Source organism: Pandoraea sp. 64-18 (genome assembly GCF_001899225.1).
Classification (GTDB): Bacteria; Pseudomonadota; Gammaproteobacteria; order Burkholderiales; family Burkholderiaceae; genus Pandoraea; species Pandoraea cepalis.
Genome location: NZ_MKVU01000013.1, coordinates 133343 through 147984, shown reverse-complemented (window position 1 = coordinate 147984; position 14642 = coordinate 133343). Strand labels below are relative to the sequence as shown.

Below are 14642 nucleotides of genomic sequence, written 5' to 3'. Positions count from 1 at the left end.
TTACTTGGTGTTCGTTGTTGCGTCGGCCGGCGGTACGACGCCTTCATATTCGCCGGCGACGAGTTTGCGGCGCAGCACCTTGCCGACCGGCGACTTCGGAATCTCGCGCACGAAGACGTATTCGCGCGGGCGCTTGAAGTTCAGCAGGTCGGATTGCTTGCAGTGCGCATCCAGCTCGGTCGGGTCGATAACTTCCTTGCACTTGATGAAGGCCACCACGCGCTGGCCCCAACGCTCGTCCTTGAGGCCAGCCACAACGACTTCATCGACCTTCGGATGCAGCGACAGCACCGATTCGATATCCACCGGTGAAATGTTCTCGCCGCCGCTGATGATCATGTCGTCCACGCGGCCGCTGACAAACAGGTCGCCGTCGTTGTCGATGTAGCCGGTGTCACCGGTGAAATACCAGCCCTGACGAATCGCTTTCGCGTTGGCATCCGGACGGTTCCAGTACCGCTCGAAGGCCTCGTCGCCGGCGAGGTCTGCAATGACCTCCCCTTCTTCGTTCGGTGCAGCGACATCGTCGGGCGACGTGGCATTGAGCTTGACGACGCGGATGCGGGTATTGATGCCAGCACGGCCAGCGCTTCCGGGTTTGCGCATGGCCTCCTGGTCAATGGCGAAGGTATAGACCTCTGAGGAGCCGTAGTGGTTGACGAACAGCTCCGGCTTGAAAGTGTCGTTCAGTCGCTGCAGCAAGGCATCATGCATGGGCGCACCGGCAAAGCCCAGCTTGGTGACGGACGAAACGTCCGACGGATGCTTCTCGCGCTGGGCCAGCATGTCGTGATACAGCGTCGGCACGAGATAAAGGCAGGTGATGCGTTCCTCGGCGATGTAGCGCAATGCGGCGACAGGGTCGAACTTCGGCACGCAGACGAACAGGCCGTCGATGAGCGCCATGGCCAACAGCGAGCGTACGCCCATGGTGTGGTACAGCGGCATCACGCCCAGGGTGCGCTCACCACGGCGATACAAGTTTTGTGCCACATGGGCCAGGGCCGCGGCGCGCTCATGCCGGTGTCGGCGCGGTACCCCCTTGGGCCTGCCGGTCGTGCCGGAGGTGTAGAGCATCAGCGAGATGTCGTCGCTCTCGGCCTGCAGGATGGGCTGCTCGGGAGCGCGCTCCTGTAGCTTGCCGAATGCCATGGTGCCGCCTTCGGCGCCGTTGACGGCGATGCGCGTCAGCTTCTGGGCCACCGGACTCTCGGCAACGGCGGCCGCGCTCACGGCTTCGAAAACCACGGCCTTCGCGTCGGCGTCGGTCGCGCAATAGTCCACCTCCTCCGGCTTCGCGCGCCAGTTCAGCGGCGTGGCGACCACGCCCAGGAACTGGCAGGCCCAGTGCAGGGTCGCCATCTCGATACGGTTTTGCAGTACCACCAGGAGATGATCGCCGCGCTGGAAGCCAAGCTCGCGCAGGCCCGCGGCAGTGCGCTGTATGACCTCATACCACTGTGCATACGTCAGTCGCTGCTGCCCGTCGACGATGGCCAGCGCATTCGGACTGCGTTCGACACTTTGCAAAAATGTGCGTCCAAGATCCAGCATTGATGTCCCCTTTATTTTTGGTCTGCGGCGCGGGCACGGCGGGATGCAGCCGTCTCGAGCACAGCCTTGACGATATTGGTGTAGCCGGTGCAGCGGCACAGGTGTCCGGAAAGCATGTCGCGCACTTCGGCTTCCGTCGGGTCGGGCTTGCGCTGCAGATAGTCCTGGCACGACATCATGATGCCGGCGGTGCAGAAGCCGCATTGCAGCGCGTGATTGCGACGGAAGGCCTCCTGCAGGTCCGACAGCCCATCACCACCGCCGTTGAGTCCTTCGACCGTATCGACGCGGCGGCCGTCGGCCTGGACGGCGAGCGTGAGGCAGGAACGCGCCGCGACGCCGTCGAGCTGCACGGTGCAGGCGCCGCAGACGCCATGTTCGCAGCCGACGTGGGTGCCCGTTGCGCCGAGTGCTTCGCGCAGGAAGTCGGACAGCAGCATGCGCGGCTCGCAACTTCCGGTGCGTTCGCGGCCATTCAAGGTGAGGCAGATTTTCACGGTACTGCCCTTTTCATGCTTTTTCATGACAGTGCCTTTTGGATGACGGCGTTACCCAGGTGGCGCACGAGCTGGCGCCGGAATTTCGCCGAAGCGTGATGATCGTCACGTGCGCCGAGTTCCCACGCGAAATCGTTGATCGCGCTTTCGAGATCCGCACCCTGCAACCGCTCCCAGGTCTTCGCGCGAGGACGGTCGGACACACCACCGACGGCGAGGCGGATGCTGTTCGGACCGACCACGGACGCCACCGAGACGATGGCAAAGTCGCCGTGACGCAGAGAGAATTCGTCGAAGGCATAGCGAAAGCGTCCATCAGCCAGCGGATAGCGCACCTCCTCCACCAACTCGTCAGGTGCGCGTGCGGTCATCAGCATGCCTAGGAAGAAGTCCTCCGCCGCCAACACGCGACGGCCCTTGCGATTACGCAACACCACCTGACCGCCGAGCGCCACCAGAGCCAGCGGCAGTTCCGCGCTCGGGTCGGCATGTGCCACCGAACCGCAGACCGTGCCGCGATTACGGATCTGAAAATGCGAGATATGGGGAAAGGCCTGCGCCAGCAGCGGCACTTCCTGCGTCAGCGTCTTGCGCCATTCCACGCTGCCCTGCGTTGCGGCCGCACCGATCGCCAGATAGCCGTTGTCAGGACGCACATAGTTCAGGTCTACCGTGTGCGATACGTCGATCAGCACGCTGGGCTGGGCCAGACGCAGGTTGAGCACCGCCATCAGCGACTGGCCGCCGGCGAGGATGCGCGCATCTTCGCCGCTGCTGCCGAGCAGTTCGACAGCTTCGGCGACGCCGTCGGCGCGAACATAGTCAAATGCTTGAGGCTTCATTTACCGATTCCGAAGAAAGCGAGCAGACGGGCGAGGAACGAGGGCTTGGTTGTCGTTGCAGCCTGCGCCCCAGTGCCGCCAGCTTCACGCCCGAGTTGTTCGAACAACTGGTTGAGGACCATCTTGGCCGCGCCTTCAAGCATGCGGCTGCCGACCGCAGCGACCTTGCCCGAGACTTCGGCGGCGTAGTCGTAACGCACCCGCGTGCCGCCATCCTTGGGCTCGAGCATCACGAGGCCGCTGCCGCGCGCGCTGCCGACCGACGACAGACCGGAGCCGGCCAGGCGCAGGCTGTGCGGCGGCTGCAGTTCGGACAGCGCGACCTCGGCGGTATAGCGCGCCTTGATCATGCCGATGCCAAGCGTGACGTCGGCGCGATAGCGGTTCTCGCCCACAGGTTCGAGCGCATTGCAGCCCGGGATGACTTTGGCCAGCGCCACCGGATCGAGCAACACGCGGAACACGGCTTCGGGCGGGGCGGACAGCACAACTTCGCCCTTGGCGGCGAGCGACTTGCCGCCCTTGCCGCGCTTCGCCTCAGCGCCTGTGTCGGCGAGTGCGCCCTGCTCTTGCTGGATCTGCTGCTGCACCTGTTTGCTCGGCGGCGGTTCGTCAATGCCGATCAGCTCCATGATCTTTGCGGGCGTGAGTGGCAGCGTGACATCGTCCACGCCGAGCGCATCCGCGACGGCATTGCCGATGCATGCCGGCGTACTCATGTTGTTGCCCTCGCCCAGGCCTTTGGCACCGAGCGGCGTGAAGGGCGACGGCGTCTCGATGTGAATGATGGTCGGTTCGGGGATCTCGCAGGTGGTCGGCACCAGGTAGTCCGCAAAGGTGCCAGATTGGAAGCTGCCGTCCTCGCCATAGCGGAACTCCTCCATTAGCGCCGCGCCCACCCCTTGGGCGAACGCGCCGCGAATCTGGCCGTCGGCCAGCGCCGGATTCAGGATCTTGCCGGCGTCGTGGGTCGTGATGTACTTGTCGATACGCACCCGGCCGGTGTGGCGGTCTACTTCCACGGCGCAGATGTCCAAGGCAAAGCCGTACGCGGCCGAGGTATTGATGCGATCCTGTTCGTCGGGTGCCTGTAGCGATTCGCCAGTCCAGAACGCGGTTTCCCGCAGACCCGGCTCGACGCCTTCGGGCAGTAGGCCGGGCGCCCAGTGCGGGCTGGCAGCCATGCGCGAGAACACAAGTTGTTTCTCGGGATTCTGCGTCGCGTAGACCTTGCCGCCGGCAAACACGACATCTTGCGGCGTGCATCCGAGCTGCGGCGCGGCGATCTGGGCCAGCTTGTCCCGCAGCTTGCAGCAGGCGAGGTGCACGGTTCCAGCGACGGCACCGGCAAAGCGGCTGGAATAGTTACCCGCCGCGACCGACCAGGCATCCTTTTGCGTATCGAATTCGACGTTGACGGCGACTTCATCGGGATGGATGCCGAACACATCAGCCGCAACCTGCGTGCAGACGGTGCGATGGCCCTGCCCTGCCGGTGCCGAGGCGATCACCACGTTGATACCGCCAAGCGGATCGATGCTGACACTTGCGGCGGCGATGGCACCATTCTTCGGACCGGCTTTCGCCCGTGCTTCCTTGGGCAGCACGGTGGAGATGTAGCCCATGTTGGAGATGGAAGGTTCCACGATGGCAGCGAAGCCAATGCCGTAGAGCCGACCTTCGGCGCGCGCTGCCGCACGCTTGGCATAAAGCGCTTCCAGCCCGCCCTCGCGCGAGGCAAGTTCGAGCGCCAACTGGTAGTTGCCGGAGTCGATCAGCGCGCCGGCAGCGGCACGGTACGGAAAGGCGTCGGCGGGGATGAAATTGCGACGATAGAGTTCGGGTTCGTCAATGCCGAGCGTGCGCGAAATGCGCTGCATCAGGCGTTCGAGCTGAAAGTAGACCTGCGGGCCACCGAAGCCGCGCACCAGGCCGGCGGGCGTCTTGTTAGTCAGCACCACGCGGTTGCGCACGAGCAGGTTGGGGATCGCATAAGCGCCGGTGAGGCAGCCGTGCATACGGTAGAAAGTTGCCGGTTCCGGCGCACGCAGATAGCCCCCGCAGTCGTCGAACTGGTCGTACGCGAGCGCGGTAATGCGGCCATCGGCTTCTACCGCCGCCTTGAGATTGGACACGCGGCCGGTGGCGGATGTGAGACCCACCAAGTGTTCAAGGCGGTCTTCCACCCATTTCACCGGAGCACCGGCCTTGCGGGCGGCGAGGCACATCAGGACCACGTACTGGAACACAGCATGCTTGACGCCGAAACTTCCGCCCGAATCGCGGAAGGTGCGATGGCGTAGCTTGGTGCCGGGCACCCGCAGCGCCATGGCCATCACGGTGTGCAGCGAGAACGGCCCCATGAAATTGGAACTGACGTCGAAGCCTTCTTCGGCGGAAAGATATTCCGCAACCACAACAGCCCCCTCAATCGGCGTGCAGGAGTTGCGCGGGTATTCGGTAGCGATTTCAATGCAGTGCGCGGCGTTGGCGAACGCGGTTTCGGGATCGCCGTAACGGAAACTGCGATCGCTCACCACGTTCGAACCCACGCCTTCGTGCAGAATCGTCGCATTTGGGCCGATGGCGTCTTCGACACTGACCATCGGCGGCAATGGCTCGTAGTCCACGGCAACCAGATCGGCGCCGTCCTCGGCAAGGTAGCGCGACTCCGCGATCACTACGGCAACGGGATCGCCGACATAGCGCACGCGATCCGTCGCCAGCGCCCACATCTCCATCGGCGCCTTCACGCCGACGACAAAAGGCTTTGACCAATCGCGGATATCGTTGCCGGTCAGCACGGCACGCACGCCCGGGGCGCGCTCGGCGTGGCTGGTGTCGACGTGCTTCAGGACGGCATGCGCATGCGGTGAGCGCACGATGGCGGCGAACAAGGTGCCAGGTTTCACACCGACATCGTCGCCATACTGACCGCGGCCGATCAGAAGTGACGCGTCTTCGATCCGGCGCTGCGGGCGGCCGACATGCGGCTCGGCCTGTGGCGACGCTACCCGAGGTTGAGCGACTTTCATTTCCATGGTGCTAGCCTCGTAACGGCGGTGCGCGACGGGACCGCGCAAGCGCGCCAGCCATAGATGGCGTGGCGAAATAATTGGGTCATCGGCGTCTCCATTCGTACTCCGCACGCGGGCGCTGAACGCTGTGCAGCGCTCGCGCACTGCCTGATATCGGCATGCGGGCCGGCGTATTCGATTTAATCGTTCCGAGTATAAGCACCGAATATCATCACATCAAATAATCTTTAATGATTCAATTCATCAGTATTTATGATGACAAGATTCACGCATCGGGCTTTTCAGGATTTCTTTCCTGACGTTTCCGCAAGAGGGGGCGAAATAGGACGGAACCACGTAAAAAAGCGCCCGCCCGGCTAAGCCGGGCGGGCGCTTTTCGTTATCTTTTCATTGCAAGGGATATTGAGTCAGTATCTCCGATTGACATGCCGCGACCCGTGCTCAGGCAGCCCGGCGCTTGGCCTGCGCCCTCGCCTCGCGGTCCAATTGCTGGGCGGCGAGCTTTTCCTTGTCTTCCGGCTTGCGGGCGTCGTCGGACATGCCATTGAACAAGGTAGCGACTACCCCCTTGTTCAGGTCGCTGGTGCCGAACAACGCGTCACAGATCGGAAACGTCAGGTTGAAGTTGCGGTCATGCATGAAGTCCGGATTGTGATGCAGAACATGCATGCGGCGCACGGTGTTAATCAGCGGAATGTGGTCAAGGATCGGATGATCCAGGTGAGACGCGGTATGCAGCCCTTCATACATCAGGAAGTACGAAGCCATGGCCAGCATGGCAATATAGCCGGCGTTGGCCGTCCAGAGATTGCCGACCAGCAGCGCAGGAGGCAGCGCGGCGAAAACGAACAGGATTGGCGCGAACGGCGGGAACAGCAGCGCGCGCCACTCTTTCTGGCCGTTATATTCCAAGGTCTTGTGCGAGAAGAACTGATGATGGGTAGCGACATGGCGCTTGTAGGCGGACTTGAGCACGCTCTTCGGGCTGTGCAGCAGGTAGCGGTGGGCGGCCCACTCCGCCCAATTGCCGAACAAGAACATGGGCACGACGACGTACGCCCATTCCTGCCAGCTCACGTTGTGCAGGTGGGTCGCGCAATATACGATCACCGAGAGGGTGAACACAAGGGTGAAACCAAGGTGCATTTCGCCCCGGTACCAGCTCGGCGTGTTTTGCACATAATCCTGCCGGAATGCGCGCGAGCGCGCGACGATTTCTTCTTCGCGGTTCATCATCAATACCTTCCTGTCTCCAAGCGCTGGTCCAGCCCGAAATTTTTGTCGGGCAACTTGTGCCATAGAATGACGATGGCACAATTAAGTCAATTGACTTAGTTAAGTCTACATACTTAAATTCAGATGTCAACTCCAAAAACACAAAGATCGGATGGCAACGAGACCCGCACCCGGATAAAGGCGGTAGCGCAACGGCTGTTTGCGCTGCATGGCATTCACGGTGTTGCGATCAAGGACATCGTCGAGGCCGCCGAGCAACGGAACAAGGCCTCGGTGCAATATCACTTCGGTTCGACGGAAGGCCTGATCGGCGAATTGCTGGTGGACGGCGCCAAGCAGATCGATGCCTTTCGGCAAGCCATGCTTAACGAAATGGCGGCTGCCGGCGGACCGCGCAACGTGCGCGATGTGCTGCAAGCCTTCATCCGTCCAGTGGATCAGATGGCGGAGAGTGCCGAGGGCAGCACTTATCTGCGCTTCCTGTCCAACGTACAGATGACGCACCGTGCGCTGATCAAGACCCACATCGGTAACCGCTGGAACGCTGGCTACCGGCAATGCCTGGAGCACTTCCGCGCGCTGCTCGGCCACATCCCGCCGGCACTGGTGGAGCAGCGAATGTCGCTGGTCGCTACCTATGCCACGGCCATCTTTGCCGCCAAGGAAGCGGCACGCGACGAGGGACGGACGTCGAGCCGCTTCTGGAGCGTGCCCTACACGCTCGACAACATCATCGACACTTTCCAGGCCATGCTGGAATGCACGCCCTCGGCATCGACGCTGGAACTGCTGGACGAGCGCGACAGCGCATGAAAATCGGCCAGGTCGAGCCGCGCGACCTGGCCGTTTCTGGCAAGTAGAACCTCGAGGGCGGAGGCGCGCCCTACATCCGCTTACATCACGCCCGAACGGCGGAAGATGTGCTTGGTCTCGAGGAAGTCGAACAGGCCCTCGTAGCCATGCAGGCGGCCGATGCCGCTGCGGCGATAACCGCCTGTCTCAGCTTCCGCGAACAGCCGGTTGTGGTCGTTGATCCAGACCGTGCCGTTGCGCAGTGCACGCGCCAGGCGCATGCCGCGGTCGCCGTCGGCGGTCCAGACGCTGGCCGAGAGGCCGTACACCGTGTGATTGGCGCGCGCCACCGCTTCCTTCTCGTCCTCGAACTTCTCCAGCACCAGGAAGGGGCCAAAGATCTCTTCCTGCACGAAGGAGGCGCTGGTGTCGGCGTGCGCGACCAGGGTCGGCGTCAGGAAGTGGCCGTTGGCCAGCTTGCCGCCGGGACGACCGCCGCGCAGGACCACTTCATCACAGGTATCCATGGCCTGCTGGGCCGCGCGGTCTACCGCTGCGGCGGCACTCGCGTCGATCAACGGCCCCATGCCGGCGCCTGGCGTATCTCCCGGCGCCACCACGATGGCTTCGAGCGCCATCTTCAGCTCGCGCTTCATCTCGTCGTAGCAAGAGGCATGCACCAGCACGCGGCGCGCGGCGGTGCATTGCTGGCCGGAGATCACCGTCGCTGCTGCCGCGATGCGCGTGGCGACCGTGGCGAAGTTTTCGGTAGTGTCCGGAAACACCAGACAGCAGGACTTGCCGCCGAGCTCCAGAGAGAGTTTCTTCATGGTCGGCGCGGCGGCAGCCATGATGCGCTGGCCGGTCGCATTCGAACCGGTGAAGCTGAGTACGTCGACGTCTTCCGATGCCACCAGCTCCTGCGCCACTTCACTGCCGCCTTCGGAGACGAGATTCACCACGCCACGCGGCAAGGCCTCGACCGCCGCCAGCTGCCGCAGCACCTGCGCGGTGATCTGCGTGGTCTGTGCCGCCGGCTTGATGACTACCGTGCAACCTGCGGCCAGGGCCGGAGCGAGCGAGCGGATCAACAGCACGATAGGCGCGTTCCACGGAATGATCAGGCCGGCGACGCCGGCGGGTTCACGTAGTGTGGCGGTGTAGGCGCCCGGCTCGACTTCCATGAAGTGACCAGGAATGTGCCGGGTCAGGCCGGCGTAGTAGCGGATCTCGGAAATCGCGCCCGCCAATTCTCCTCGTGACTGGGCCACGATCTTCCCGTTTTCCTGCGTCAGCAGACCGGCCAGCTCAGGGTGCCGTTCCAGACGATCAGCCCATTGCAGCAGGACGTTCTGGCGCAGGCGCGCATCATGCGGCCACAGCGAGGTCTCGAACGCTTGCTTCGCTGCGGCAATCGCGATCCTGGCATCTTCGCGATTGCTCTGCGCGAAGGTGCCCAAAAGGCTGCCGTTCGCCGGATTGCGGCTTTCTCCAGTGGCGCCGCTCAGCGCGCCCTGCCATTGGCCATTGATCAGATTCAGTGCTGCGAGCTCGGTCATGTTGATTTTCGATGCATTGCGGCGAGTGCGGTCGGCATCGCCATCGGATGACGGATGACTTTGCGCACGTCCTGCGCATTTTCATAACAAGGTTGGGAAGCGGCGGTCCCGCTTGTCCGCAGGGCCGCGCCACTAACCACTACCACTAGCCACTACTTAAACTGCGTCATTGGACGGCTTGTCGAGATTGCCCTGTGTCTCCGGAACGATCAGCGCCCCAATCAGGTAGATCACGCTGATGCCCGCGAGGAAGAATGCGAGGGTCGTCGGCAGGCTCGTCGGTGCCGGCGAAGCCAGCGACACGAAGGTCGGCATGATGCCGCCGATGGCGAAGCCGATGTTCCAGGACAGACCGGTACCCGTGGCGCGGATGGCCGTCGGGAAGCGTTCGTTCAGGAAGATCAGGACCGGCGCATAACCGCTGCTGCCCAGCATGCTGAACAGGACGACATAGCAGGTCAGCGTGGTGATATCGGAGATGCCGGGCATCTTCAATGCGAGCATCGGCAACAGAATCAGACGGGCAACGCCGACGACGAGGAAGGTCTTCTTGCGGCCGATCAAGTTGCTGAGGTGTCCGGTCAGGACCGAGGCAACGATCACGCTTACGCTTGCCAGCATCAGAATGGCCCCAGCGGTTTCGCCGGGCGTATGGTTCACGACCTTCAGGTAGGTCGGCAGGAAGCCGGAGGTCAGGTAGTAACCACTGCCGCCGCCGATCGTCAGCAGCAGGTTGACGAACAGAATGGAACGGTAGTCTGCCGAGAACAGCGCGCGCACCGGCGAGCGGGACGACTTGGCCTGCGCCGCCTTGGTCGCTTTGGCTGCCTGCAGCTTCTTGAAGAGCGGGGATTCTTCCAGGTTGTTGAAGACGAAGATGCCCAGGATGGCGCTGATCAGGCCGGAGAAGAACATGCAGCGCCAGCCCCATTCATCGAAGGCCGCGCCAGGGAAGATCCACGACAGAAGGTAATACACTCCCGACGCGAGCAACGCCCCCAAGCCGGCACCGCCACCACCGATAAGTCCGGAGCAGGCACCGCGCCACTTTGGCGCCACCGATTCCGTACCGATCGTGTGCGTCGAAGCGACCACGCCACCGACGAATATCCCTTGCACCAAGCGCAGAGCCAGGAAGATGACCGGCGCAATGAAGCCGACTTGATGTACGGTTGGCAGCGCCCCGAACAATGCGGTTGAAACGCCAACGCCGACCATCGCAAAAATCATGGCACGCTTGCGGCCATGCTGGTCAGCGTACGAACCGAACAGCGCGGAACCCAGCGGGCGCATCAGAAGGGTGACGCCGAATGAGGCATAGACCGCGGCCAGCGACAGCATCGCATGTTCCGACGGAAAGAAAAGGCGGCCGATGATCGGTGCCACGAAGAGCAGGATAAAAAGGTCGAAGAGGTCGAGCGACCAGCCGACGCAGGAGGCCAGTACGGCGCCTAATACCTGTTTGTTGCTGACCGGTTGAGCGAGTGCCGCATCGTTTGTTGCTACAGCCATGATTGTCTCCTTGTGTTTTTGTAAGCGCGCGTGGCAAATGCGGCGCATGTGGTCAAATCAAATCAAACCAAATGAATCGTTCCTGGGAAGACGTGTGCAATTCGCGTTGTCGACCTACGCCTCACTGCTAACGAGGACGCCGGGAGGCGCCTTGCGCCGCGCCAAGATCGCGTCGGCAATTTTTTCCGCCATCATGATGGTCGGGATATTGGTATTCGCCGACGGCAGCTTGGGCATCAGGGAAGCATCGACCACGCGCAGGTTCGCCACGTCGTGCACCAGCCCTTCCTGATTGGTTACCGCCATGCGATCGCTGGCCGGCCCCATGCGGCAAGTGCCGCTGGCATGCCAGACGCCGAATACATACTTGCGGATGAAAGCATCGAGCTCCTTGTCGTCCGCCAGCAGCGCCGACATGCGAATGCCGCCGGTGACGAATGTGTCGATGATCCATCGGCGCAGCGGCGCCGGTGTGTCGAGAGCCAGGCCCAACACCTTGGTCAACGCGGCATTGCCGGCACTAAAGCGGCTAAGTGCCTTGACCCGCGGCGAAAACGCTGCAGGGAAGAAATCGTCGGGATGGCGGTGCAATGCCGTCTGCTGCACGATCTGCGCGACCCTGCGCACGCCGATGGCCATGCGCCTTGCGTCGCGCTCGTCGTCCAGCAGATTCAAATCGACGCGCGGTGGCGTAAAAGGGTCAGCGGAAGTGAGCTGCACTCGCCCGCGCGAGAATGGCCGGTTGCACCACAGGAAGAACAGGCCAAGCCGATTGCCCAGCGCATGCCATGCTGCGCGCGTGGCACTCGACAGATACATGTCGGCGTTATCACACCCGTCCAGGCCGGAGGAAAAGCGCGCTGCGGTCATGCTCGCGCGGCGTCGCGAGAGCGGCATGCGAAATTCAGGGTCCAGGAAGTGGCAGAAGGTCAGCGAGGGATGGTCCTGCAGGTTGCGGCCCACGCCCGGCCGGTCGGCGACAACCGGAATGCCCAGCGCTTGCAACTCGCTGCCGGCGCCGATACCGGCGCGTAACAACAAGGCCGGCGATTGCAGGGCGCCGGCCGACACGATGACCTCCGCGGCATCGATCTGCAGGCGCTCGCCGCCCGCGCTCATCGCCACCACGCCATGCGCGCGCTGGCCGGTGACGATGAGGCGTTCGACTGTCGTATTCGAGTAAATACGGAGATTGGTCCGCGCGCGCGTCGCCGCATCGAGGTAGGCAACCGCGGTTGAAACACGCTTGTCGTCGAGATTGGAAAACGCAGCGGGAAACATGCCATCGCCGAATTCCGCGTTCTGGTCCTCAAGCATTGGTAGACCGTTGCGCTGCAAGCCTTCCGCAAACGCGTGACAGAAGCGCGGCCAGGCATCCGGCTTGATGCGGCGGATGGCAACCGGCCCATCGGCACCGTGCAGCGCAGAGCCACCGTAATCCGCATCACGCTCGAGCTTGCGAAAGTAAGGCAGGACATCCTTCCATGCCCAGCCGGAGGCGCCCTGCTCGGCCCAGTCATCGTAATCGCGGGGCAAGCCGCGGTTGGCAGCCTGGACATTGATGCTCGATCCGCCGCCCATCACCTTGCCCTGTTCATAGACCTTGAGCGGTGAGGCTGCGGTCGCCTTGGCTTTAAGCTCCGGCCAGATATAGCGGTCCCCGCAGAATACGGGCATTGGGTAACTGTCGAGGATTTCCGCCGGTATGGCACCAGGCGGCGTGTCGGAACCCGCCTCGATGAGGGCGACTCGCAGCTCGCGATTCGCGGACAGTCGATGCGCGAGTACACAGCCCGCCGATCCACCGCCGATGATCACGTAATCGAATCGCTCACGCACGTTTTGCACAGAATGTCTCCTGATTCGTCGATGCGCATGGCCTCGGGGCATTGCCGCATCTCGACTATCGCCAACGGGTGCCGCAATTCGCGGCGACATGCAGCGACTTGCCTTCCGGCCAGGTACAACTTGTTCTTCGACGTGTGCCTTTTGCCTGGAACCGGACTGCGTTCTTCCTGCTGCAGCGCTTTTTGGGCATTCACGGCACATCTTGTCCTTACGTTTGGCAAAGATTAGACTGATCACGTCATCGCTTCAAATAATGTTTACTGATTTAAACTATCATTATGACTGATACAAAGAAATGCAGGTCGCGACGCAAAGCCACTGAAGGCGCCCATGCATTCATTCCGACGAATCGATCCCTTTGCCCTTCAATGCCCATCCTCTCCATCATTCGATGGGACTGAACCATCTGGCATACACGAAAATCATGGACAACATTGATCTGGAAGTCTTGAAGACCGCAGTGCAGTGGTCTGAGTCAGGGGCCTACACGCTGCTTGCCACCGTTGTTCGCACGTGGGGCTCGGCACCGCGGCGCGTAGGCTCCTTGATGACCATCCGCGAGGACGGGCATGTTAAAGGGTCGATCTCGGGCGGCTGCATCGAAGACGACCTGATACAGAAGATAAGCACCGGCGAGTACCGCGACCGGAAACCACGTGTACTCACATACGGCCTGAGTGCCGACGAAGCCCATCGCTTTGGATTGCCATGTGGTGGAACCCTGCAGTTCGTACTGGAACCGGTTTGCGCTCAGTCGCGGCTGCCGGAACTGCTTCAGGTGCTGCAAAGGCAAGAGCTGGTGACGCGCAAGCTGAACCTGGACACCGGCGTTGTATCACTCACGCCGGGTGCGCAAGTCCCCGCCCTCCGATTCGACGAGCATTGCCTCACGGCAGTGCATGGCCCGCGCTACCGCCTGATCATCGTAGGCGCCGCACAGGTGTCGCGCTATGTGGCCGCGATGGCGAAGAGCCTGGACTATCAGGTCGTCGTGTGCGATCCGCGCGAAGAGTACCTGGATGAATGGGATGTGGAAGGCGTCGAGTTGTCGCGCGAGATGCCGGACGATCTGCTTCTCCGACTGCAGCTCGATGCCCGAAGCGCAGTCCTGACGCTAACCCACGATCCCAAGCTGGACGACATGGCATTGCTCGAGGCACTGATATCACCGGCCTTCTATGTCGGCGCTATCGGCTCACGGGCGAATAACGAGAAGCGGCGCGAGCGACTGGCACTGTTCGATATCAGCGAGGCGGAAATCGCGCGACTGCATGGCCCGGTCGGCATGCACCTCGGTGCGCGCACGCCACCTGAAATCGCGATCGCAATCCTTGCGGAGATGACCGCCATACGCAATGGCGTGCCAGTGCTGCAAACCCATGAGACGCGGCACGCGCATCGTCTCGCCTCGCCTGAGGGATGTGCAGCTTGAGCAAGGTCAAGCATAGTTTGAAATTCCAGCGGTGCGCATGACGGTGTCTCACTCGCAAATGGTCACCGTCGCCCTGCACGGACCTGATCATCAGTTGGGAACACCATGGATCGCGCCGGAACGAACGCCAGGCTGATCGTGTTCCTGCATGAAGGGCTCTGCTCGATTTCGATGTGGGGGAGACTGGCCGCAGCGCCTGTGCAATGCCATCGGCCGCCGTGGCTGGGCGTATGCGCGCGATGGATACGGTCGCTCCACCCGACCAGACGTGAGCACGGCCGCCGATCATGTTCAGCAGGGCGATTCCGCGCGTCAGCGAGTCTTTTCGGTAA

The 14642-nt window shown here is 62.4% G+C and carries 10 protein-coding genes; 2 read left to right on the top strand and 8 right to left on the bottom strand.

The window, feature by feature from the left end:
* The 5 genes from BGP02_RS11590 to BGP02_RS11570 all read right to left on the bottom strand — a co-directional run bounded on the left by BGP02_RS11590 (nt 1) and on the right by BGP02_RS11570 (nt 7164).
* Complete coding sequence (locus tag BGP02_RS11590; protein WP_017234392.1) at nt 1–1554, bottom strand: AMP-binding protein; 1554 nt, start codon at nt 1552–1554, stop codon at nt 1–3.
* Between the two features lie 11 nt (nt 1555–1565).
* Nucleotides 1566–2078 carry a (2Fe-2S)-binding protein gene (locus BGP02_RS11585; protein ID WP_017234391.1) on the bottom strand — a complete coding sequence of 171 codons (513 nt, stop codon included), beginning with the start codon at nt 2076–2078 and terminating at the stop codon, nt 1566–1568.
* Nucleotides 2075–2893, bottom strand: coding sequence for an FAD binding domain-containing protein (locus BGP02_RS11580; protein ID WP_017234390.1), 819 nt, complete (start codon nt 2891–2893; stop codon nt 2075–2077). The genes BGP02_RS11585 and BGP02_RS11580 overlap by 4 nt, the downstream gene beginning before the upstream one ends.
* Complete coding sequence (locus BGP02_RS11575) at nt 2890–5934, bottom strand: xanthine dehydrogenase family protein molybdopterin-binding subunit (RefSeq protein WP_286798533.1); 3045 nt, start codon at nt 5932–5934, stop codon at nt 2890–2892. Before BGP02_RS11575 ends, BGP02_RS11580 begins: the two co-directional genes overlap by 4 nt.
* 438 nt (nt 5935–6372) lie before the next feature.
* Nucleotides 6373–7164, bottom strand: a complete 792-nt coding sequence (locus BGP02_RS11570; RefSeq protein WP_039830428.1) for a sterol desaturase family protein — start codon at nt 7162–7164, stop codon at nt 6373–6375.
* Nucleotides 7165–7290: 126 nt separating this feature from the next.
* Here BGP02_RS11570 and BGP02_RS11565 point away from each other — a divergent pair, with 126 nt between their 5' ends.
* Complete coding sequence (locus BGP02_RS11565; RefSeq protein WP_017234387.1) at nt 7291–7980, top strand: TetR/AcrR family transcriptional regulator; 690 nt, start codon at nt 7291–7293, stop codon at nt 7978–7980.
* A gap of 80 nt (nt 7981–8060) precedes the next feature.
* Here BGP02_RS11565 and BGP02_RS11560 read toward each other — a convergent pair whose 3' ends face one another.
* The 3 genes from BGP02_RS11560 to BGP02_RS11550 form a co-directional block, all read right to left on the bottom strand.
* Nucleotides 8061–9518 carry an aldehyde dehydrogenase family protein gene (locus BGP02_RS11560; RefSeq protein ID WP_017234386.1) on the bottom strand — a complete coding sequence of 486 codons (1458 nt, stop codon included), beginning with the start codon at nt 9516–9518 and terminating at the stop codon, nt 8061–8063.
* Between the two features lie 156 nt (nt 9519–9674).
* On the bottom strand, nt 9675–11030 hold the full coding sequence (locus BGP02_RS11555) for an MFS transporter (protein ID WP_017234385.1): 1356 nt from the start codon (nt 11028–11030) through the stop codon (nt 9675–9677).
* Nucleotides 11031–11144: 114 nt separating this feature from the next.
* Nucleotides 11145–12920, bottom strand: coding sequence for a GMC family oxidoreductase N-terminal domain-containing protein (locus tag BGP02_RS11550; RefSeq protein WP_051060215.1), 1776 nt, complete (start codon nt 12918–12920; stop codon nt 11145–11147).
* A 382-nt stretch (nt 12921–13302) separates the two neighbouring features.
* Between BGP02_RS11550 and BGP02_RS11545 the strand changes: the two genes are divergently transcribed.
* Complete coding sequence (locus BGP02_RS11545) at nt 13303–14310, top strand: XdhC family protein (RefSeq protein ID WP_286798532.1); 1008 nt, start codon at nt 13303–13305, stop codon at nt 14308–14310.
* The last annotated feature ends 332 nt before the right edge of the window (nt 14311–14642 follow it).